This is a genomic window from Streptomyces sp. NPDC002787 (assembly GCF_053592095.1).
In genome coordinates this window covers 12973-31877 of the sequence record NZ_JBSFVC010000044.1, presented here as the reverse complement: position 1 = coordinate 31877, position 18905 = coordinate 12973, and the positions used below count along the sequence as shown (strand labels likewise).

The following is an 18905-nucleotide window of genomic DNA, read 5'->3' as shown; positions in this document are numbered from 1 at the left end:
GTTCTGATCAGGGCAATCAACTTTGAGGCGGCGGATTCCGTTTGTTCGGCCGCGCGTATCTCCCGAGTCATCAACGCCACATCTGGCGCGCACAGGGTTACGGCCGCCGAGCACGACACGTAGGTTGACGCGCCCGTGCACATACATCCGCGCTGCTCGGAGGGGGCATTCGTGGGGCGTCCCGAGAGACCTGTCGACCCGAGCGCCGGCCCCGTGCAGCGCCTCGCCCACGAGATGCGCGAACTGCGCCGGTCGGCGGGCAGCCCGTCCTACCGGGCGATGGCCGAGGGCGCCGAGTTCTCCGCGACGACGCTCTCCCAGGCGGCGGCCGGGGAACGCCTCCCCTCGCTCGCCGTCGTCCAGGCGTACGTGCGGGCCTGTGGGGGCGACCCCGCCGAGTGGGAGGCGCGCTGGAAGGAGGCCGAGGCGGCGGCCAGCGCGGCCGTGGTGGACGACGGCGGGGACGGCCCGGCGCCGTACCGGGGCCTCGCCCGTTTCGAACCGGACGACCACGAGCTGTTCTTCGGCCGCGACCGGCTGGTCGAGGAGCTGTGCGACGTGGTCTCCGCACACCGCTTCGCGGCCGTGTTCGGCGCCTCCGGCAGCGGCAAGTCCTCGCTGCTGCGCGCCGGCTTCCTCCCCCGCGTCCGGGAGAAGATCGCGCGCCGGGACCGCGTGGCGGTGCTGCGGGTGTTCACCCCGGGCCCGCGACCGGCCGAGACGTACGGGCATCTGCTGACCGTCGGCGAGGGCGAGCCGGAGAGCTGGGTGGTGGTGGACCAGTTCGAGGAGGTGTTCACCCTCTGCCGGGACGAGGCGGAACGGGCCCGCTTCATCGACCTGCTCCTGACCGCCCGCGACCCGGACTCCCGGCTCCGCGTCCTCATCGCCGTACGCGCCGACTTCTACGCCGGCTGCGCCGAACACCCGGGCCTCGCGGCCGCGCTGCGCCACGCCGGCCTCGCGGTCGGCCCGATGACCGCCGACGAGCTGCGCGAGGTGGTCGTACGGCCCGCGCAGGCGGCCGGACTCCTGGTCGAGCGGTCGCTCGCCGCGACCGTCGTCGAAGAGGTCCTCGGCCGGCCCGGCGCACTGCCGATGCTGTCGCACGCCCTGCTGGAGACCTGGCGCCGCCGCAAGGGCCGCATGCTGACGACGGCCGCGTACGAGGCGGCCGGCGGACTCAACGGCGCGATCGCGGCGAGCGCCGAGGAGGTCTACGGGCAGCTGTCCGCGCCCCAGGCCGCCGCCGCCCGGCAGCTGCTGCTGCGGCTGGTCGAGCCCGGCCGGGGCACCGTCGACACCGGGCGCCCCCTGACCACGGACGAACTGCGGGAGTGCGCCCACCCCGACCTGCCCCTGGTCGTCGAACGGCTCGCCCACGCCCGGCTGCTGACCGTCGACGAGGACGGCGTACGCCTCGCCCACGAGTCGCTGATCGGCTGCTGGCCCCGGCTGCACGGCTGGATCGGCCAGGACCGCGAACGGCTGCGCCACCACCGGCAGCTCACCGAGGCCGCCCGCGCGTGGCTGGAGCACGACCGCGACCCCGGCACGCTCTACCGGGGCACCCGCCTGGCCCGTACGGAGGAGGTGTTCCCCGGGCACGCCTCCGACGCCGCGCTCACCGCGGTCGAACGGGACTTCCTCACAGCGGCTTTCGACGCCCGTGAGGCGGAGCGGCGCGCCGCCACCCGCGCCACGCGCCGGGCCCGGACCCTGGTCGGCGCGCTGTCGGCGGTCCTCGCGGTGGCGCTCGTCGTGGGCCTCGCCGCGTGGCGGCAGCACGACGACAACCTCCGGCAGCGGACGGAGAACACCGCCCGCCGGATCGCCGCCGTCGCCGACGGGCTGCGCACCACCGACCCCCGCGCCGCGCTCCTCCTCGGCGTCGCCGCCTGGCGCATCGCCCCGCTGCCGGAGACCCGCCGCGCCCTCCTCGGCTCGCTCGCCCAGCCGGAGGTGGACGCCTTCAGCGATCCCGCCTCCGGCTACCGCTCGCGACGCTTCCTCGCCGACTCCGGCCGCACCCTCCTCAGCATCGACGACCGCACCTGGCAGACCTGGAACCTCAGCACCCGCCACGTCACCGCCTCCGGCCGCCTGCCCGAGGGCGAGATCCTGGCCGCCGGCTCGGACGCCCGGGTCCTGGCGCTCGCGGACCCGGCCGGGGGTGTACGCCTCTGGGACACGCAGACGGGGAGCTGGACCGGGGGCGGGCCGCTGCCCCCGGGCGCGGAGGCGATCGCCTTCGGGGCGAGCGGGCGGAGTTATGTGGTGGGCGCCGAAGCGGGCGACACCGAACGGGGTGACGCCGAAGCGGGCGACATCGAAGCGGGTGACGCCGAAGCGGGTACGGCGGTGCGCGCTGACACCCCCGGTTCCGGTCTCGTGCGGCTGAGGTCCGTCGTGGACGGCGCGGTGCTGTTCGAGACGCGGGGGGCCACTCCCGCGAACGTGGCGCCCAGTGGTGACGACCGGCTGGTGGCCGTGTGTCCCACCGGGAAGGCGCCGCGGGTTCTGGAGGTCGGGGGGCGGCGCGTGTCGCGTGGGTCGTGGGAGGGGGACACCGGGGTCTGCGGCGACGGCTCCGTGGTGCTGTTCGGGGCGCGCGGACGGTTCGCCGTGGTGGCCGGGGACAGGGTGCGGGTGTGGGACGTCCGTACCGGTGGCCGGGTCGCCGAGATCCGCGACCCGGGGGTGCGGTACGCGTCGTTCAGCCGGGACGGCGGATTCCTGGCGACGGCCGGTTCCGCCGACGAGATCCGCGTGTGGCGGCTGTCCTCCCCGGCCGCGCCCGTCCTACGGCACCCCCTCAACAACCAGCACCTGCGCGGCGGCCTCGCCTGGGACCCGGGCCCGCCCGTCCTGCGCTACCTGGAGGGCGGCACCGTCCACACCCTCGATCTGACGACGACCGTCACCGCCGCCTGGCGCGACCGCCCCATGGACGGCGTGCTGCTCAGCCCGGACGGGCGGCTCTTCGCCACCGCCGAACGCACCGGCACCGGCACCGGCACGGGCACCGGTACGGGGGCGGGCTTCGCCTTCGAACTCCATGAGACCGACAACGGCCGCCTGGTCCGCACCTTGCCGTCTCCACCACCGCCCCAGCCGGCCGCGGCCCCGGCCTCCGCCGCCCGCGACGCCGTCGACGCGCGCGCCGGCCGCGCCGCCCCCGACGCTCGTGATGCCCCCGGCCCCCGCGCACCCGGTGAGGTGCCGGCCGTATCGCTCCCCCCGGGTGCCGACGTCCCGCAGATGGCCTTCAGCCCCGACGGCAGCAGGTTCGTCTACGGCGTCACCGTGCCCGGCCACCGGGCCGCGTCGCAGCGGTTCACCGTCTGGGACCTGAAGCGGGACCGCGAGCAGAGCGTGCTGGACCTGGGCCTGACCGAGTCCGGCACGGCGGTGACGGCCCTGGCCCTGACCCCCGACGGCCGCACCCTCTTCACCACCCGGACCCCGCCCGACGGTGAGCCGAGCAACGAGCGGTGGGACACCGTGACCGGCCGCCGGACGGACTTCCTCACCGGTCCGGGCCTGGCCAGTGCGCACCTCGCGCTCAGCCCCCGCGCCCCCCTGGTCGTCGGCGACAACCGGGTCGCCCGCGAGAGCACCGGCAGGAGCGTCGCACTGGACCTCGTACAGGGCGACCGCATCAGCGCGTTGGCGTTCAGCCCCGACGGCAGCCGGGTGGCGGTGGGCGACCGTACCGGCCGGGTCGCCCTGTGGGACGGCGACCTGCACCGCCGCGCGGGCGTCCTGCGCAACGTCTTCCCGGCCCCGCTCGGCGACACCCCGGAAGCCGTCAGCGCCCTCGCCCTCAGCCCCGACGGCCACACCCTCGCCGTCGGGGGCGACGCCGGCACCATCCAGCTCTGGGACACCACCACCCAACAGCCCCTCGGCGGCCCCCTTCCCACCCCCGGCGAACGCATCACCTCGCTCGCCTTCAGTCCCGACAACACGACCCTCTTCACCGGCGGCAGTCATGTTTCCCTCCGGCACCACGCGGTCGACCCCGCCCGCACGGTCGCCCACGTCTGCGCCCGCGCCGGGTACCAGGAGCTGACGAGGGCGGAGTGGGAGACGTACGTACCGGACGCGCCGTACCGGAGGGTGTGCGACTAGCGGCTGGATCAGCGGCTGGATCAGTGGCTGGTTCAGTGGCTGACTCCTCTCTTCTCGGGGTGGACGCACAATCTCGCTCGACGAGGGATAGCCGTGGGCGGCTCATCGCGTCGTGGTGGTTGCCGAGAAGGGGGAGGGTCGATGAAGGCCTCGAGTCACGATGAGTTCCGGGAGTTCGTAGCGATGCGCTCCACCGCGCTGCTGCGGCTCGCGGTGCTGCTCACCGGCGGGGACCGGCACGGCGCGGAGGATCTGCTGCAGATCGCGTTGCTGAAAGCGTACGGGCGCTGGTCGAGTATCGAGCAGCCCGAGGCGTATGTCCGCCAGGTCATGTACCGCCAGCAGGTCAACCGCTGGCGGCTGCGTAGACACCGCGCCGAGACGACGGTGCCCGTACTGCCCGAGTCCGGCACGGACGCCGACGCGGGGGCGGAGTCCGAGCTGCGGATCGCGCTGTGGGCGGCGCTCGGCCGGCTGACGAAGCGCCAGCGGGCCGTGGTCGTGCTGCGCTACTTCGAGGACCTGCCGGAGGCCGAGGTCGCCGCGCTGCTGGGGTGTCCGGTCGGCACCGTGCGCAGTACGGCATACCGGTCGCTCGCCAAACTGCGGTCGCTGGTACCGGAGTTGGTGCCGGAAGTGTCTACGGGAGAACAGGCGCGGCAGCTCAGTCTTACGCCGAAGGGGGTCCAGGGATGACGACCGAGCAGGTGGAGCAGAAGGTGGAGACGAAGGTCCGGGAGACACTGCACGCGGTCGACCTGGACCGCGTACGCGCCCCCGGCGACCTGGTCGAGAAGGTGGTGCGGCGGCGCGCCCGGCGCCGTTTCTCGCAGGCGGCGGGGGCGGCGGCGGCCGTGGCCGCCATCACCGTGGGCGCGGTGCTCGGCTTCGGGGCGGCGGGGTGACCGACCAGGACCGGCCGGTGCGGCCGGCGGCGTCGCCGGAGGGCTGGAAACCGTGGCGGAGCAGCGTCCCGGGCGCCGGTGAGCGGGGCTGCCTGGCGGACGGTTCCGCGCTGTACTGCGTCGGGTCGAAGTACGACGCGGTGAAATTCGACGCCAACACCGGTGAGCGGCTGTGGACGGTCGAGGTCAACGGCGAGGGTGACGGACCCGACCACCCGTTCGCCGTGCGCGACGGCGTGCTCTACGGCTACCGCAATCACACCGCCGACAAGCAGCCGAACGGGGACTACGCGGGCGGCACCGACCTCATGGGGGTGAACACCGACACCGGCAAGGTGCTGTGGTCGGTGGAGATGGCGCACGACAACCGCGACGACAACTCCGCCATGCTCATCGACAGCGCGATACTGGCCAACACCCCGACGGATCGCACGATGTCGGCCCTCGATCCGCTGACCGGTGAGGTGAAGTGGCGCCACACCTGGGACAAGGGCATCTGGTGTGACCGGGCGGTGCTGAGCGGTGTGCCCTATCTCCTGTGCACGCCGGAGACCAAGCGGCCGGGCGACACCGACGTCCTCCGTCTCGACCCCGCCACCGGACGCGCCGAGAAGGTCACGACCCTCCCCGGCCAGTATCAACTCGTCGGGACCCCGGGAGACTGGATGGCCCTGTTCGCGAGGAAGGACCTGGGCAAGAAGGACCTGGGGCTGACCATCGTCGACAGTTCGGGGAAGCAGACCTCGTACTCCTTTCGGATCGAGGGATCCCCGGCCACCTCGGAGCTCATCGGTGACCGTCTGATCTCCGTGTCCTGGGAGGGCGAGGCCTCGGCCTACTCGCTCACGACCGGAAAGACCCTGTGGACCGCCCCGGTCGGCGTCAAGATGCCCGACAAGGAAACGATGTGGGAAGGCATCGCGTCTCCCGTGGTGTCGTGGAGCCAGAACGTCGTGTACTTCTTCAGCCCGACCGGCGACGCATCCGGCCTCGATCTGCGCACGGGCGAGCGGCTCTGGCGCAGCCACGTCGACACCGGCGAGTACGGGCCCGTCAACGGGAGCAGGCCCCAGGTCATGCTCTACGAGGACGTACTGATCGCCCGGAACGGCAGCAAGATGGTCTCCCTCCTGCCACGCGTGGGCGACTGACCCGAACCATGTTGTGTGATTCGGGGCACATGGGCGTGATCGCTCGGTTACGGTCGGTGCATGTCGAAAGTGCGCCGACTGGACTCCAATGCCTCGCCGTTGGACTACTTCGGCTCGGAGTTGCGGAGGAGGAGAGAGGAAGCGGGGCTGGCAGAAGGAGTTGGGCTCGGTCATCTTCTGCACCGCCTCTCTGGTCGGCCAGATCGAGACCGGCGCGAAGGTTCCCACGAGGGGGTTCGCCGAACGGGTGGACGCCGCGTTGATGACGGACGGGTTGTTCTCGCGGCTGGTGGGGTTGGTGCTCCGCAGTCAGTTGCCGTCGTGGTTCCAGCCGTTCGCGGACATGGAGGCGCGGGCGACGTACATCTCCACGTATCAGGCCCAAGTCGTGTACGGGCTGCAGCAGACGGAGGAGTACGCCCGTGCGGTCCTGGCCACGGGCCGGCCGGACAAGCTCGACGACCTGCTCGCGGCACGTATGGAGCGCCAGCGCATCCTGCGCAGGGAGCACCCGCCGCTGGGTCTGGTGATCCTCGACGAGGCGGTGCTGCACCGTCCGATTGGCGGCTTGGAGGTCATGCGGCAGCAACTGCTGCACTTGTTGGGCTTCCAGAACGAGCGCTGGACGCGCGTCCAGGTGCTGCCCTATAGGGCAGGTGAACACACAAGTCTGGATGGGGCGTTCACCTTGCTTCGCTTCGACAACGACCCGGACGTCATCTACACCGAGGACCTGATCTCGGGCCACATGACGGCCAATCCGGACACTATCCGCGAGGCCGCCCTTCGTTACGCTGGCTTGCAGGCCGCCGCGCTCTCCGTGGAGGATTCGGCGGAGTTGATCAAGCGGGTACTGGAGGAGCGTTATGGGGAGCACACCGGGTCTGGCGAACGCCCAGTGGCGTAAGTCCAGTTACAGCGGGAGCACCGGCGGCGAATGCGTCGAATGCACCCCCCTCGGCACCGCCCAGTGGCAGAAGTCCTCGTACAGCGGTGACACCGGTGGTCAATGCGTCGAAGTCGCCCCCCTGACCCCCCACATAGCCCTCCGCGACTCCAAGAACCCCGACGCCGGTGCCTTCACCGTCTCGCCGGAGGCCTTCGCCGCGTTCGTCGGCTCGCTCTGACCGGCGAGGGCGCGGCACTAGCCGAGTGACGTCGTGCTCGTCACGGTTCGTACAGAAACGTAACAGCACACTCGTTCGAGTGAATGGCTCCGGATTCCTTGTGCGGGCTTCCGGTCTACTCTGAGAACGTCGCGCTGAGCGAACGGAAATCTGTCATGGCGACGGCGGAGCCGATCATCATGCCGGGGTACCAGGGTGAGTACATTTACGGTCCCTACGACGATCCTGACGGCGAGTACGAGGAGCCCTTGGCCATGGGCGGCGTAAGCGTGGAGCAGGCCTTCGAGTTGTTCAGTGCGGCGGCCCCGGAGGGCTGGCGTGTGGAGCTGATCGAAGGGGAGATCTGCGTGACACCTCCGGCCAACGGGGAACACGAGGAGATTGTGTCCGAGGTCAACCATCAGGTCGGCCGGAAAGTCCGCGATAACTCACTGCGGAATTTCACCGGCATCGGTCTGACCGTCCCCGGCTCCTCCGCGACAGGCCACGTCGTCCCCGACCTGGTCATCGCGCCCAAGGGAAGCTTCAGCGACCAGGAAGAGTGGCACGACCCTTCCCCCGTCCTGCTCGTCGCCGAGGTCACCTCCGGCAGTACGGCCGACCGTGACCGTGAGAAGAAGATCCTTGGCTATGCCCGCGCCGCCATCCCCGTCTACCTCCTCATCGACCGGGAGGAGGGGCAGGTGACCGTGTACTCGGATCCGTCCGGCGACGAGTACGCCAAGAGTGCCCAGCACAAGATGGGGCTGGCCGTGCCCCTGCCCGCCCCCCTCGGCTTCGAGCTGGACACCGCCGAGTTCTGAGCGAAGCGAAACGGGACCGCGTCAGCGGGGGAAGGCGTTGGCCACGGTCATCAGGGCGGCCACCGTCGCGAGCGCGGCGACGAAGGGGCGGGCGTGGCGGGTGAGCAGGTCTCGGATCATGGGGACCTCCCACGTGTGGAACGTGCTGAAGGGCTCGACGGGCTCGACGGGTTCATCGGGCTCAACGGGTTCAGCGAGCTCGACGTGTCGCTCAACGTAAGGCTTTGGTCTACCAACGGCAAGAGTGTGTGGGGAGTTGGGGTAAAGCGGCCGGTGTAAGCGGGGTTACTGGCATGCTTACGTCATGGCAGGTATGGCCGAGCGTGACGACCCCGAGGTCATCGGGCGCAGGGTGCAGCAGCTGCGGACGCAACGGGGCCTCACACAGCGGCAGTTGGCGGAACCGGCATACACCCCGGCGTACATCTCGACCCTGGAGGCGGGCCGGGTGCGGGCCTCCGAACCCGCCCTGCGGCATATCGCCGAGCGGCTCGGCGTGGGCTACGACGAACTGGCCACCGGCCGCCCCGCCGGCTTCGCCACCGAACTGCGGCTCCGGCTGACCGGCGCCCAGCGCACCCTCACCGGCGGCGCCACGGAGGCCGCCGCCGAGGGATTCACGGTGGTCCTCGCGGAGGCGGAGGAGTACGGGCTGGTCGCCGAGCAGGCCGACGCGCTGCTCGGGCTCGGTGAGTGCGCCCTGGAGACCGGGGACCTGGAGACCGCCCAGCTGCGGTTCGAGCAGGCTGAGCAGCGACTCGCGGACGCCCCGCTGTCCGCCCGGGTTCCCGCCCTGCGCGGTCGCGCGCTCGCCCACTACCTCGCCGGTGAGCTCCGCTACTCCTGCTACCTATACGAGTCCACCCTCGACGAGCTGAACCGCAACGGCATGCACGACCCCGACGCGTTACTCCTCCTCTACACCGGCGTCATCGCCCCCTACATGGACATGGGCGCCCACGCCCGCGCCGCGCAGGCCGCCGAGCTGGCCCTCGCGCTCGCCCCGCGGTCCGGCGACCCCGCCCTCGTCGCCCGGATGCACCGGTCCGTCGCCCGGACGATGATCGCCGAGGGGCGCATCGCCGAGGCCGACGCGTCGCTCGCCAAGGCCTCCGAGCTCTACCGGCAGCTCCAGATCCGCACCGAGCTGGCCAACTGCCACTGGATGCGCGGCTACCTCCACGCCCAGAACGGCGACTACGCCCGCGCCGAGGAGGAGCTGCGCGAGGCCCGCTGCATGCTCTCCGCCAAACGCGCCGCCCTCTACACCAGCCAGGTCGCCGTCGAACTCGCCGACGTGCTGCACCGCCGCGGCAAGTCCGACGAGGCCGCCGAACTGCTCCGCGAGGTCCTCAGCGACCTCAGCTCCGAACGCGGCGCCCTGCACTCCGCCGCCGCGCACCGCCTCCTCGGCATCATCGCCGAGGACGCGCGGGACGCGGACGGCGCCGAGGAGCACTATGTGCGGGCGCTGAGCCTGCTGGAGCGGGCGGGCGCGGCCGGTGACCTGGCCGACCTGTGCCGGCTGCTCGGCGACCTGTACCGGCGCGGCGGCCGGGTGGAGGCCGCGCTCGACGCGTACCGCACCGGCCTCGGCCACCGCACGGCCCCCGGTACCACGACGCTCGGACCGGCGCCAGCACAGCCGCCTCTTTGACGATTTCGGGCCCCCGCACAGCCCCGCTCAATACCTTCTTCATGTGAAGACCGCGAAGACCGCGAAGACCGAGGAAGACCGGAGGAGCGCCGGGCAGCGGCCGGAGGTCCGAGAGCGGCCAGCGGCCCGGGAGCGGCCGAGGGGCGGAGCGTGGCCGGGCCTCCTCGCCGGCGTCCGGATCGTCGTGCGCGTCCTGCTCTATGCCGTCCCCGGCGGCCTCGCCCTCATCGCCATCGCGACCGTCGTCTCCGTGCTCGGCCCGGTGCTCGCGCTCGACCTCGCCACGCCCGCGATGGCCGCCTGGTGGACCGTGTTCACGGCGGTCGTCGTGCAGGGGGTGCCGTTCCTGCTGCTCGGCACCCTCGTCTCGGCGGCCATCGGCGCGTTCGTACCGGAGCGGGTCTTCAGCCGGCTGCTGCCGCGCAACCCAGCCCTCGCCGTCCCCGTCGCCGGCGCGGCCGGTGTCGTACTGCCGGGCTGCGAGTGCGCCTCCGTCCCGGTGGCCGGGAGCCTGATGCGGAGCGGAGTCGCGCCCGCCGCCGCCCTCGCCTTCCTGCTCTCCGCCCCCGCGATCAACCCGGTCGTCCTCGTCGCCACCTCCGTCGCCTTCCCCGGCCAGCCGATGATGGTCCTCGGCCGCCTGGTCGCCTCCCTCGCCACGGCCGTGGTCATGGGTTGGTTGTGGGTGCGCTTCGGGCGGGACGAGTGGCTGCGGCTGCCGAAGCGCGGCAGTACGGGGCCCGGCAAGAGGGAGGGCTCCCGCTGGGGCGACTTCGCCGCCGGGCTGCAGCACGACTTCCTCCACGCCGGCGGCTTCCTCGTCGTCGGCGCGGGGGCGGCGGCCACGTTCAACATCGTCGTACCGAGGTCCCTCCTGGACGTCTTCACCGGCTCCGTCTGGCTGTCCGCCCTCCTCCTCGCCGCCCTCGCCGTCGTGCTGTGCGTGTGCAGCGAGGCCGACGCGTTCGTCGCCGCGTCGCTCAGCGGCTTCTCCCCGACCGCGCGGCTGGCGTTCATGGTGGTCGGCCCGATGGTCGACCTGAAGCTCATCGCCCTCCAGGCGGGGACCTTCGGCCGCGCGTTCGCGCTCCGCTTCTCCGCCGCGACGTGGGTGGTGGCCGTGGCGAGCAGCGCGCTGGTGGGGTGGTGGTTGCTGTGAAGCGCTACGGGCCGGCTGTCCTCCTGCTCCTCTCCGGCGCGGCGATCCTGCGCGTCTCCCTCTTCAGCGAGCTGTATCTGCGGTACGTGCAGCCGGGGCTCAGGCCGTTCCTGATCGTCTCGGGGGTACTGCTGGTGGTGCTGGGCATCACCGCCGGGGTGCGCGCACTCAGGGCGGGCGGCCGGCACCAGCACGAGACCCACGACGACGTGGGCGGCCATGACCACGACCACGGCCATGACCACGGCCACGGCGGCGGCCCCCGCGTCGCCTGGCTGCTCGCCGTGCCCGCGCTCGTGCTCCTCCTCTTCCCGCCCCCGGCGCTCGGCTCGTACAGCGCGGACCGAAAGGCCGCCGAGTACGCGGCGCGGGGCGTCGGGACGTTCCCCGCGCTGCCGGGCGGGGATCCGGTCGAGCTGACCCTCGGTGAGTTCTCCTCCCGGGCGATCTACGACAGCGAGCGGTCCCTGAAGGGCCGTACGGTCCGCATGACCGGCTTCGTCACACACGGGGACGACGGCACCTGGTACCTCACCCGGCTCCTCGTCTCCTGCTGTGCCGCCGACGCCAGCCCCTACAGGGTCGAGATCCGGGACGCCGACGCCCCGGCCGCCGACACCTGGGTCACCGTCACCGGCACCTGGCACCGCAAGGGAGCCCCGGGCTCCGAGCAGGCCTGGCCGCCCGCGCTGGACGCGGCGTCGGTGCGGCGGGTGGCCCAGCCGGAGAACCCGTACGAGAAGAGGTGAGAGCGACGCGGGGACCTCAGGTGCCGAAGTCCATTTCCGCGAGCACGCCGCCATCGGTGTCGTAGACGCTGACCTTGCGCACGGGGTCCTCGAAGTCGGGGGAGCGGGCGGGATCCTCCGGGGGCCGCACCCGGCCGTACCAGACCCCCCACCTCGTGTTGCCCTTCAGCCGCAGCACCGTGCCGTCGATGACCTCGCCGTCGTAGGCGGTGATCCGCACGCCGGCGGCCGCGGACCGGACGCCGTAGAAGAGGCCGGAGACGAGGTAGCCCTGCGTGGCCGAGCCCGAGCCCTGCATGGAGAGGCCGGGCTCGGACGTGTCGAGGTTGCCGTCGACGACGCTGCGGAACTCCTTCATCGGGGGAACGCCCGGTTCGGGCTCCGGGTCCGTCCAGTGCTTGCCCTCCGCCGTCAGCCAGAACTCGGAGCCGTACTCGGTCCTGACCCGCTCACCCGGTGCGACCACCCGCACCTGCCCGGCGAGCGGCGCGGAGGGCGGGGCGGTCGTCGCGGTCGCGGTGCTCCGGGTGGGCGTGGACGGGGGCGTGGGCGTCGGTGAGGGGGACGCGCTGCTGTTCATGCGCGGCGGGGTCATGGGCTGCACGGTGGAGGAGGGGCCGTCGAGGCGGAGGCCCAGCACGACGAGCGGGATCAGCAGCAGCCCGCAGCCCGTGCTCAGCGCGGCGGCCCGGCGCCGCCGGCGGAGCCTGCGGCCGTCCCGCTCGATCGCCTCCAACGGCACGGGTGGCGGCGTGAAGTCGTACGCAACCCCGGCGAACACCTCCCGCAGCACCTGCCCGGTATCGGCCGGCACGTCGCTGCCCGCGCTCACGCCGGTGCCCGCGCCGACTCCTGCGTCTGTTCCGACGCCTGTGTCTGTGCCGGTCCCGGTCGGGTCGGGCCCGGAGGTCGGGTGGTTCATGGGCGGGCTCCGGGGACGGGCGAGGGGGGCGCCGGGGCGAACGGGGGAGGGGAAGCGGAGGACTTGGGGCCGTGGGCGCCGTCCGTGTGGGGGGCGGCGGCGAACACGGGGTGGACGCGCAGGGCCTGGAGGCCGCGCCGCAGATGGGTCTTGACCGTGCCGAGCGAGCAGCCCAGCAGCTGCGCGATCTCGTTCTCGCCGAGGTCCTCCCAGTAGCGGAGCACCAGCACGGACCGCTGCCGGGCCGACAGCGTGGCCAACGCCTGGGTGACGGCGGCCCGTTGGGCCACCGACTCGGCGTGCCCTGCCTGCCGCTCGTGCACCCGCTCCGGCAGGAACGGTGTCAGCAGATGGGCCACGCGTCTCTTCCGTACGCGGCTGATGTTGTTGTTGACCAGCGAGCGCCGTACGTAGAAGTCGACGTCGTCGCGCGGTATGCGCCCCCAGCGGGCGTACACCTTCGCCAGGGTGGTCTGTACGAGATCCTCGGCCTCGTGGAAGTCGCCCGTCAGCATGTGCGCGGTACGCACGAGGCGGGGCCAGGCCGCGGTGGCGTACGCGGCGAAGTCGCCGCCCTCGGGCGGTCCGGGCTGCTCGTGCGGTCCGGGTGTCTCGTGCGGCACGGACGACGGTCCTCGGGGTCGGGAGTGGGGGGAGCGTGCCGTGCGGACGGGGGAGCGGTCAAGTCCCGCGCCCGCACGGTCACTTCGAGCCGCGGGTCAGCTCAGCGGCAGCTTGGAGTAGACGCGGCCCTTGGTGTCGTAGACGGTGACCTTGCGGAGGAAGTCCTCCCCGTTGTCCCCCTCGGGCAGGTCGGCGATGGCGTACCAGACGCCCCAGCCCGGCTTCCCGGCCAGCTCGATCAGCTTGCCGTGGACCTTGCCCGTGCTGGTCGCGACCTCGACGCGGGAGGCGGTGCCCTTGCCGCCGTAGTAGAGGCCGGAGAGGTAGTAGCGGCCCTCGAAGCCGCTGGCCTGGAGCGACACCCCGGGCCGGGTCGGGTCGATGTTGCCGTCGACGACACTGCGGAACTGTGGGAAGTCGGGCATGTCCGGGTCCGTCCAGTGCTTGCCCTCCGCCGTGAGCCACAGCTCGAAGCCGGGCGCGGCGACGACGTGCTCACCGGGCTTGACGATGCGCGGGGTCGGAGCCTTCTTGGCCACCGCGCCCGCCGCCGCCCCCGCCGCCACCGTCCTGTCCGCGCCGTGCGCCGTGTCCCCCCGCGAGACGGCGTACGACATCGTCGGCGCCCCCGCCAGCAGCGTGGTCAGCGCTGCGACGGCGACGTACTTGTGCATCCGTGCCATGGCCATGAACGGACAACCCCCATAGGTGTGTTGGTCTGACACCCCTGTAAACCCGGGGGACGCACGGGCCGGATGACACCGCCGACGAACTTTTTTCCGACGGGTCTGTGAGCGGTGGTCAGCGCGCGGCGATCGTGAAGTGCCGGGTGAGGTCCGCGCCGACCTGGACGGTGACCCTCGTGCCGGGCGTCCAGGAGACGCGCGGCCGGAAGTCCACGCGCTGCCCGGGGGCGAGATCGCGGCCCTTGACCCAGCTCCAGGAGCCCTGGGCGTCGGACTCCATGACGACCCTCAACTGTCTCTCCACACCGGCCCGTTCGGCCGCCGGGACGGGGCGGTCGAAGGTGACGGATATCGCCGGGCCGAGGCCGCCGGACCGCCCGTCGGCGATGTCGACGCGCGCTCCGTCGATCCCGGCGTCCACCTCGGCCTCGGCCCGGGGGATCGCGCTCGACCCCTCGACCCGCACCCCCTCCCCGCTGCCCGCGCACCCCGTGATCCCGAGCGCGACCGCGCACGCGGCCGCCACGGCGAGCATCCTGCTCCTGGTGGTCATGGTCTTCCCCCAGCGATGTGCTTCGACGACGTCTTCCGGCTTTGTGCTTCGACGACGTCTTCCGGCGATGTGCTTCGACGATGTGTTTCGATGTGCGACGTACGTACGGGACCTGTACGCACGACGGGGGCGACCGGGTTGCATGGCGATGCACGGGACTTCGGACAACGGCAGGGGCATGACCGAGGAAGAGTTCGACGCGTTCTACGCCACCGCTTTCCCCCGGCTGACCGGCCAGCTCTACGCCTTCACCGGCGACCACGGCGAGGCCCAGGACGTCGTGCAGGAGGCCTTCGTACGGGCCTGGGACCGGCGGCGGGAGTTCCTCGCGGAGGGGGCGCCCGAGGCATGGCTGCGGACCGTGGCGATGCGGCTCGCGGTGAGCCGCTGGCGGCGGGCGCGCCGCTGGCTGGAGCTGGTGCGCCGCAACCCGCCCCCGGACCACGCGCCCGGACCCGATCCCGAGCGGGCGGTGCTGGTCCAGGCGTTGCGCCGGCTTCCGGAGGCACAGCGGAAGGCAGTGGTTCTGCACCATCTGTGCGACTTGAGTGTCGAGCAGGTAGCCTCCGAGACCGGCGCCCCCGTGGGCACGGTCAAGGCCCGGTTGTCCCGTGGCCGGGCGGCGCTGGCGCGCGAACTGGCCCCCGGCGAGGGTGAGAAGGAGGACGGCCGTGTCCGATGAACTCACCGTCCGCCTGCGCGAGTTGGCCGATACCGCCGAGGTGCCCCCGCCCGGGTCCGGTGCCGAGGTCCGGGCCACGGCGGGCCGCCGCCGACGCCGTCGCCGTACGGCCGCCGTGGTCGCCGGAGGCTGTGCGGCCGCCGCCGTGGCGTCCTTCCTCACGCTGGGCGCCGCCTCCCACGGCACGAAGCAGCACCGGCCCCCCGCCACGACCGCCTCCGGTACCACCACTCCGACCACCACACCGGGCGCCCCCGAGGTCACCGTGGATCTCTCCCGCCGTGTCCTCACCGTCGCCGGCCGCGCGCTGCCCGTCTCCGCCGGTGTCGCCAAGACCCCGACCCCTACGGGCCTGATGACCGTCACCGCGAAGAGCAGCGCCAAGCTCGTCACCGGCGAGATGGTCGGCGTCGGCGGCGCGTACGAGATGAAGCTGGCGTGGGTCCTGGAACTGTCCCCGATCGAGGGGAACGTCCCGGGCGAGGAGAGCGTCCCGGGCGAGGAGAGCGTCCCGATCGAGGGAAGCGTCTCTGCCGACGGGGCCGACGGGGCCGACGACCGCGCCACGCCCGTCCCGAGCGAGGGCGCGAGCCGGGCCCCGACGCGGAGCGCCGCCCCCGGCACCGTCTTCATCGCCGCCCTCACCCCCGACGACGACCAGGCCGCCCCCGGCGACTACGACACCACCCTCGGCTGGATCGGCCTCCGCCCCACCGACGCACGGTGGCTGTACGCCCGTCTCGCGGAGGGCGCGATCGTCGACGTCCGGGGCACGACGGCGACCGCCGAACCGGCCACACCCCCGACTGTGGCCGTCCGGCCCGACGACACCCCGTCCGGGTAGCAGCCCGCCGTACGAGGGGCCCGTCACCCGAATGCCCCCGTGCGCTGGTGGGCGGAGCCGGGTGGTGTTGGCGTAGGAGCGGAAACGTCGTGCGCTCTCGGGAGGCTCCGCCATGCGTCGTCCGTACCGTGTTCTCGCCAGCGTCGTGGGCGTCGGGATGCTCGCGGGGGCGGCGGCCTGCGCGGTGGACGACCCAGGGTACCCACGCGGATTCCCCGAGGCCGCCGTCGACGAGACCACGGCCTCCGCGTCGCCGACCGTCTCGTCCCCGCCCGCCCTCACCGAGGCCAGGGCCCGCAGCGCGCTGCTCCGCCAGGACGACCTCGGCGACGCCTGGACCGGCACCGAGGGCGCGGCGACCTGGCGGGACGGGCTCCTCAAGGGCCGCACCGACCGTCCCGAGTGCCAGGAACTCCTCGACGCGGTGTACGCCGAGGACGTGCTCGGCGAGCCCAGGGGCGGCACGGCCGTCGCCGGCTTCGACGACTACGAGTACGGCGCCCAGCTGCGCTACCAGGTCGGTGCGTACGACAAGGCCCGCATCGACGCACGCCTCGGCCACCTTCGCCAACTCGTCGACAAGTGCGGGAAGTTCACCATCGCCGGCGTCCAGGGGCGGGAGTACGGCGCCGAGGTCACCCCCATCGAGATGCCCGACGGCATCGGCGACGCCCGGCAGGGGCTGCGGCTCGTCATCACCGGTGACATCGACGGCGGGGACGGCACCCTCACCCTTGACCTCGTCACCGTACGCGTCGGCGACACGGCTGCCCTTCTCACCCACGGCGGCCTCTACGGCATCGACGACACCGCCACCGAGGAAGCCACCCAGGCCGGCGTCAAACGCCTCCAGGACCTCCTGAAGAAGGAGAAGGAGACGAAGGAGAAGGGGCAGAAGGCGGAGGAAAAGAAGGCGAAGCCGTCCAAGAAGGGATCGCCTTCCGCGACGAAGCCCTCCGAGGAGGCTTCCTAGGAGGAGGGCTCCGTCTGGGCCCGGCACCCAGCCGCCCCCTCCCCCCGCGCCCTACTCCTCCAGCATCGGCGTGACGATGCTCCGCACCTCCGCCTCCGACACCTTGCTCTGCACGGCCCCGGCGATGCGGCCCTCGCGGTCGACGAACAGGGTGAAGGGGAGGATCTGGGGGTTCACCAGGCCGTTGGGCAGTCGCAGGAACTGCTTGCCGCCCGGGTCGTGGAGGCTGGGGTAGGAGAGGCCGAGGTCCTGCTGGAAGGCGAGGGCGTTCTGCCGGGCGGCGTCGGTGCTGATCCCCAGGACCCGCACGCCCTTCGCCTTCAACTTCCGTTGCGTACGGTCGAGATCGGGGGACTCGGCGCGGCAGGGGCCGCAGGTGGAGGCCCAGGCGTTCAGGACGACGACGTGGCCCCGGTAGTCGGAGAGGTGGACCGGCTCGCCGTCGACGGTCGTGCCGGAGAAGTCGGGTGCGGCGGGCCGCTCGGCCACCGGGATGCTCCTGAACAGCCCGGCCCCGCCCGCCCGTTGTGCCTGCTCGGCCTGTTCCACGTCGGTCGGCAGGGCCTTCGAGGTGGCGCACCCGGTCACCGCGAGCCCGGCCACCACCACGACGCTCAGAGCCGCGCGGGGGTTCGTCTTCATCGCCGCACAGCTTAGGCAACCTCCTTGCGGAGACCTCCCTGGCCCCCTTGGGGAGCCTGCCGATCGCCCCCTCGACGGCGGCTGGGACACTGCTGTGGTCACCGGTTGACCGCCGGTGACGTACGGGGATGCGAGGAGCGAGCGCGGATGATCACGCCTTGGCGCCGGGCGGTCGAGTACGCGGCCACAGTCACCCTTCCCTCGTGGCTGTGGGGGGTGGCCGTGATGCACGTGGGGATGCTCCCGGGGGACGAGTCGGCCGGCGGTGTCGGCCTGGACATGATCGAAGGCGGTGGGCTCCTTTTCCCTCCGGTGGCGATCCTCGTGCTGACGGTGGTCCGGAAGGTGTTCCCGGCGCTGTCGCGCTGGCGCACGGTGATCATCGACGTCTCCGTGTACGCGGTGCTGTATCTGCTCTCCCTGGTGGCGACCATGGTGCTGACCGGTTCCGGGACGGCCTACGCGGTGGACTGGGCCTTCCTGATGATGACCGTGGCCCTGCTCGACCTGCAGTTCCTGATCGCCCTGGGCCTGTGCGCCTGGCGCTACGACCGCCTGGTCCCGACGGCCCCCTCGGGCCGCCTCTCCGGCGGCCGCGCGGACCGCCCGGTCTGACCACCGCGGACCGGCCGGTCTGACCACTGCGGAGCGGCCGGTGGCGGTCAGCGCGGAGCGACCGGTGGGCGTCAGCGGGAAGCGACCCGTGGCCGTCAGCGTGGAGCGGCCACGCACGCGTCGTCACGAAGCGATCCGTGGCCGTCAGCGCGGAGCGGCCACGCACGCGTCGTCGGGTGATCGCTCGATCGGTCTCACCACGTCGCTGAGGTCCACGAGGACGCCGTCGACCGCCGTGATCCGCTCGTCGACGAAGGCCTGTACGGCCGGGTTCCGGCCATAGGTGATGAGGATGCGGTAGCCGGAGCCGGTGGACCGGTCCTCCCTGAACACCCAGTCGACGCCGTCGACTTCGACGCACGGGTCGGCGGTCTCGCCCGGCGGTTCGAGGCCGCAGCGCAGTACGACACCGCCGTTGCCCCAGGAGGCCACGCCGGTCACGGCGACGGGGTCGCGGGACTCGCCGGCGATCCGGTCGGGGTAGCGGTCGGCGATCCGGGTGCAGGCGGGGTCACCGGCCCGCGCGGCCGGCCGTACGTCGAGGGCGGGGGAGGACACCTCCCGGGCCACGAGCACCCCGGCGACGACCGCCGCGCCCACACCCACCCCGAGGGCGACCTGCCCGCGCCGCGAAGGGCGTCTCATCCCGTCAGCTCCCGTGCTTCGTCGCGGGCCCGCG

Annotated in this window: 19 protein-coding genes and 1 pseudogene; 14 read left to right on the top strand and 6 right to left on the bottom strand. The window is 72.5% G+C overall.

All coding sequences use genetic code 11. The features are described 5' to 3' along the window. Positions 1-171 precede the first annotated feature (171 nt). The 10 genes and pseudogenes from ACWD26_RS39425 to ACWD26_RS39380 all read left to right on the top strand — a co-directional run bounded on the left by ACWD26_RS39425 (position 172) and on the right by ACWD26_RS39380 (position 11685). A complete protein-coding gene (locus ACWD26_RS39425; protein ID WP_451277771.1) occupies positions 172-4134 on the top strand; it encodes an nSTAND1 domain-containing NTPase in 3963 nt (1320 codons plus the stop codon). A gap of 141 nt (positions 4135-4275) precedes the next feature. Then, the gene (locus ACWD26_RS39420; protein WP_451277770.1) at positions 4276-4830 is read left to right on the top strand and encodes a SigE family RNA polymerase sigma factor; all 555 of its coding nucleotides are present in this window, start codon (positions 4276-4278) and stop codon (positions 4828-4830) included. Then, on the top strand, positions 4827-5039 hold the full coding sequence (locus tag ACWD26_RS39415; protein WP_451277769.1) for a hypothetical protein: 213 nt from the start codon (positions 4827-4829) through the stop codon (positions 5037-5039). The genes ACWD26_RS39420 and ACWD26_RS39415 overlap by 4 nt, the downstream gene beginning before the upstream one ends. Beyond that, positions 5036-6190, top strand: coding sequence for an outer membrane protein assembly factor BamB family protein (locus ACWD26_RS39410; protein ID WP_451277767.1), 1155 nt, complete (start codon positions 5036-5038; stop codon positions 6188-6190). The genes ACWD26_RS39415 and ACWD26_RS39410 overlap by 4 nt, the downstream gene beginning before the upstream one ends. Positions 6191-6250: 60 nt before the next feature. Continuing rightward, a pseudogene (locus ACWD26_RS39405) lies at positions 6251-7097 on the top strand (helix-turn-helix domain-containing protein). Next, positions 7057-7317 (top strand): DUF397 domain-containing protein, encoded by a 261-nt coding sequence (locus ACWD26_RS39400; protein WP_451277765.1) that lies wholly within the window; start codon positions 7057-7059, stop codon positions 7315-7317. The pseudogene ACWD26_RS39405 and the gene ACWD26_RS39400 overlap by 41 nt, the downstream one beginning before the upstream one ends. 254 nt (positions 7318-7571) lie before the next feature. After that, positions 7572-8120 (top strand): Uma2 family endonuclease, encoded by a 549-nt coding sequence (locus tag ACWD26_RS39395; protein ID WP_451277811.1) that lies wholly within the window; start codon positions 7572-7574, stop codon positions 8118-8120. 313 nt (positions 8121-8433) lie between these two features. Beyond that, on the top strand, positions 8434-9777 hold the full coding sequence (locus ACWD26_RS39390; protein WP_451277809.1) for a tetratricopeptide repeat protein: 1344 nt from the start codon (positions 8434-8436) through the stop codon (positions 9775-9777). A gap of 178 nt (positions 9778-9955) precedes the next feature. Then, positions 9956-10936 carry a permease gene (locus ACWD26_RS39385; RefSeq protein WP_451277807.1) on the top strand — a complete coding sequence of 327 codons (981 nt, stop codon included), beginning with the start codon at positions 9956-9958 and terminating at the stop codon, positions 10934-10936. After that, positions 10933-11685 (top strand): TIGR03943 family putative permease subunit, encoded by a 753-nt coding sequence (locus ACWD26_RS39380; RefSeq protein WP_451277763.1) that lies wholly within the window; start codon positions 10933-10935, stop codon positions 11683-11685. Before ACWD26_RS39385 ends, ACWD26_RS39380 begins: the two co-directional genes overlap by 4 nt. A gap of 16 nt (positions 11686-11701) precedes the next feature. On the opposite strand, the gene ACWD26_RS39375 is transcribed toward ACWD26_RS39380, so the two are convergent. The 4 genes from ACWD26_RS39375 to ACWD26_RS39360 all read right to left on the bottom strand — a co-directional run bounded on the left by ACWD26_RS39375 (position 11702) and on the right by ACWD26_RS39360 (position 14470). Next, positions 11702-12607 (bottom strand): hypothetical protein, encoded by a 906-nt coding sequence (locus tag ACWD26_RS39375; protein ID WP_451277761.1) that lies wholly within the window; start codon positions 12605-12607, stop codon positions 11702-11704. Continuing rightward, positions 12604-13230, bottom strand: coding sequence for a SigE family RNA polymerase sigma factor (locus ACWD26_RS39370; protein WP_451277759.1), 627 nt, complete (start codon positions 13228-13230; stop codon positions 12604-12606). The genes ACWD26_RS39375 and ACWD26_RS39370 overlap by 4 nt, the downstream gene beginning before the upstream one ends. A gap of 96 nt (positions 13231-13326) precedes the next feature. After that, positions 13327-13914 carry a hypothetical protein gene (locus ACWD26_RS39365; protein ID WP_451277757.1) on the bottom strand — a complete coding sequence of 196 codons (588 nt, stop codon included), beginning with the start codon at positions 13912-13914 and terminating at the stop codon, positions 13327-13329. 118 nt (positions 13915-14032) lie between these two features. Then, positions 14033-14470: an Ig-like domain-containing protein gene (locus ACWD26_RS39360; RefSeq protein ID WP_451277755.1), complete on the bottom strand. Its 438-nt coding sequence runs from the start codon at positions 14468-14470 to the stop codon at positions 14033-14035. Positions 14471-14648: 178 nt separating this feature from the next. Here ACWD26_RS39360 and ACWD26_RS39355 point away from each other — a divergent pair, with 178 nt between their 5' ends. The 3 genes from ACWD26_RS39355 to ACWD26_RS39345 all read left to right on the top strand — a co-directional run bounded on the left by ACWD26_RS39355 (position 14649) and on the right by ACWD26_RS39345 (position 16969). After that, on the top strand, positions 14649-15152 hold the full coding sequence (locus tag ACWD26_RS39355; RefSeq protein WP_451277753.1) for a SigE family RNA polymerase sigma factor: 504 nt from the start codon (positions 14649-14651) through the stop codon (positions 15150-15152). Beyond that, a complete protein-coding gene (locus ACWD26_RS39350; protein WP_451277751.1) occupies positions 15142-15996 on the top strand; it encodes a L,D-transpeptidase in 855 nt (284 codons plus the stop codon). Before ACWD26_RS39355 ends, ACWD26_RS39350 begins: the two co-directional genes overlap by 11 nt. Before the next feature lie 112 nt (positions 15997-16108). Then, positions 16109-16969: a hypothetical protein gene (locus ACWD26_RS39345; RefSeq protein WP_451277749.1), complete on the top strand. Its 861-nt coding sequence runs from the start codon at positions 16109-16111 to the stop codon at positions 16967-16969. Between the two features lie 51 nt (positions 16970-17020). Here ACWD26_RS39345 and ACWD26_RS39340 read toward each other — a convergent pair whose 3' ends face one another. Beyond that, the gene (locus ACWD26_RS39340) at positions 17021-17611 is read right to left on the bottom strand and encodes a TlpA family protein disulfide reductase (protein WP_451277747.1); all 591 of its coding nucleotides are present in this window, start codon (positions 17609-17611) and stop codon (positions 17021-17023) included. A 147-nt stretch (positions 17612-17758) separates the two neighbouring features. Between ACWD26_RS39340 and ACWD26_RS39335 the strand changes: the two genes are divergently transcribed. Further along, a complete protein-coding gene (locus tag ACWD26_RS39335) occupies positions 17759-18226 on the top strand; it encodes a hypothetical protein (RefSeq protein WP_451277745.1) in 468 nt (155 codons plus the stop codon). A gap of 144 nt (positions 18227-18370) precedes the next feature. On the opposite strand, the gene ACWD26_RS39330 is transcribed toward ACWD26_RS39335, so the two are convergent. After that, on the bottom strand, positions 18371-18871 hold the full coding sequence (locus tag ACWD26_RS39330; RefSeq protein WP_451277743.1) for a DUF3515 family protein: 501 nt from the start codon (positions 18869-18871) through the stop codon (positions 18371-18373). Positions 18872-18905: the final 34 nt, after the last annotated feature.

What these genes read in the sequence shown, in the direction of transcription:
- ACWD26_RS39420 (WP_451277770.1), top strand. Translation starts at nt 4,276, where the DNA reads ATGAAGGCCTCGAGTCACGATGAGTTCCGGGAGTTCGTAGCGATGCGC.
- ACWD26_RS39365 (WP_451277757.1), bottom strand. Translation starts at nt 13,914, where the DNA reads ATGGCACGGATGCACAAGTACGTCGCCGTCGCAGCGCTGACCACGCTG.
- ACWD26_RS39340 (WP_451277747.1), bottom strand. Translation starts at nt 17,611, where the DNA reads ATGAAGACGAACCCCCGCGCGGCTCTGAGCGTCGTGGTGGTGGCCGGG.
- ACWD26_RS39375 (WP_451277761.1), bottom strand. Translation starts at nt 12,607, where the DNA reads ATGAACCACCCGACCTCCGGGCCCGACCCGACCGGGACCGGCACAGAC.
- ACWD26_RS39360 (WP_451277755.1), bottom strand. Translation starts at nt 14,470, where the DNA reads ATGACCACCAGGAGCAGGATGCTCGCCGTGGCGGCCGCGTGCGCGGTC.
- ACWD26_RS39330 (WP_451277743.1), bottom strand. Translation starts at nt 18,871, where the DNA reads ATGAGACGCCCTTCGCGGCGCGGGCAGGTCGCCCTCGGGGTGGGTGTG.
- ACWD26_RS39415 (WP_451277769.1), top strand. Translation starts at nt 4,827, where the DNA reads ATGACGACCGAGCAGGTGGAGCAGAAGGTGGAGACGAAGGTCCGGGAG.
- ACWD26_RS39395 (WP_451277811.1), top strand. Translation starts at nt 7,572, where the DNA reads ATGGGCGGCGTAAGCGTGGAGCAGGCCTTCGAGTTGTTCAGTGCGGCG.
- ACWD26_RS39345 (WP_451277749.1), top strand. Translation starts at nt 16,109, where the DNA reads ATGCGTCGTCCGTACCGTGTTCTCGCCAGCGTCGTGGGCGTCGGGATG.
- ACWD26_RS39355 (WP_451277753.1), top strand. Translation starts at nt 14,649, where the DNA reads ATGACCGAGGAAGAGTTCGACGCGTTCTACGCCACCGCTTTCCCCCGG.
- ACWD26_RS39400 (WP_451277765.1), top strand. Translation starts at nt 7,057, where the DNA reads ATGGGGAGCACACCGGGTCTGGCGAACGCCCAGTGGCGTAAGTCCAGT.
- ACWD26_RS39390 (WP_451277809.1), top strand. Translation starts at nt 8,434, where the DNA reads ATGGCCGAGCGTGACGACCCCGAGGTCATCGGGCGCAGGGTGCAGCAG.
- ACWD26_RS39335 (WP_451277745.1), top strand. Translation starts at nt 17,759, where the DNA reads ATGATCACGCCTTGGCGCCGGGCGGTCGAGTACGCGGCCACAGTCACC.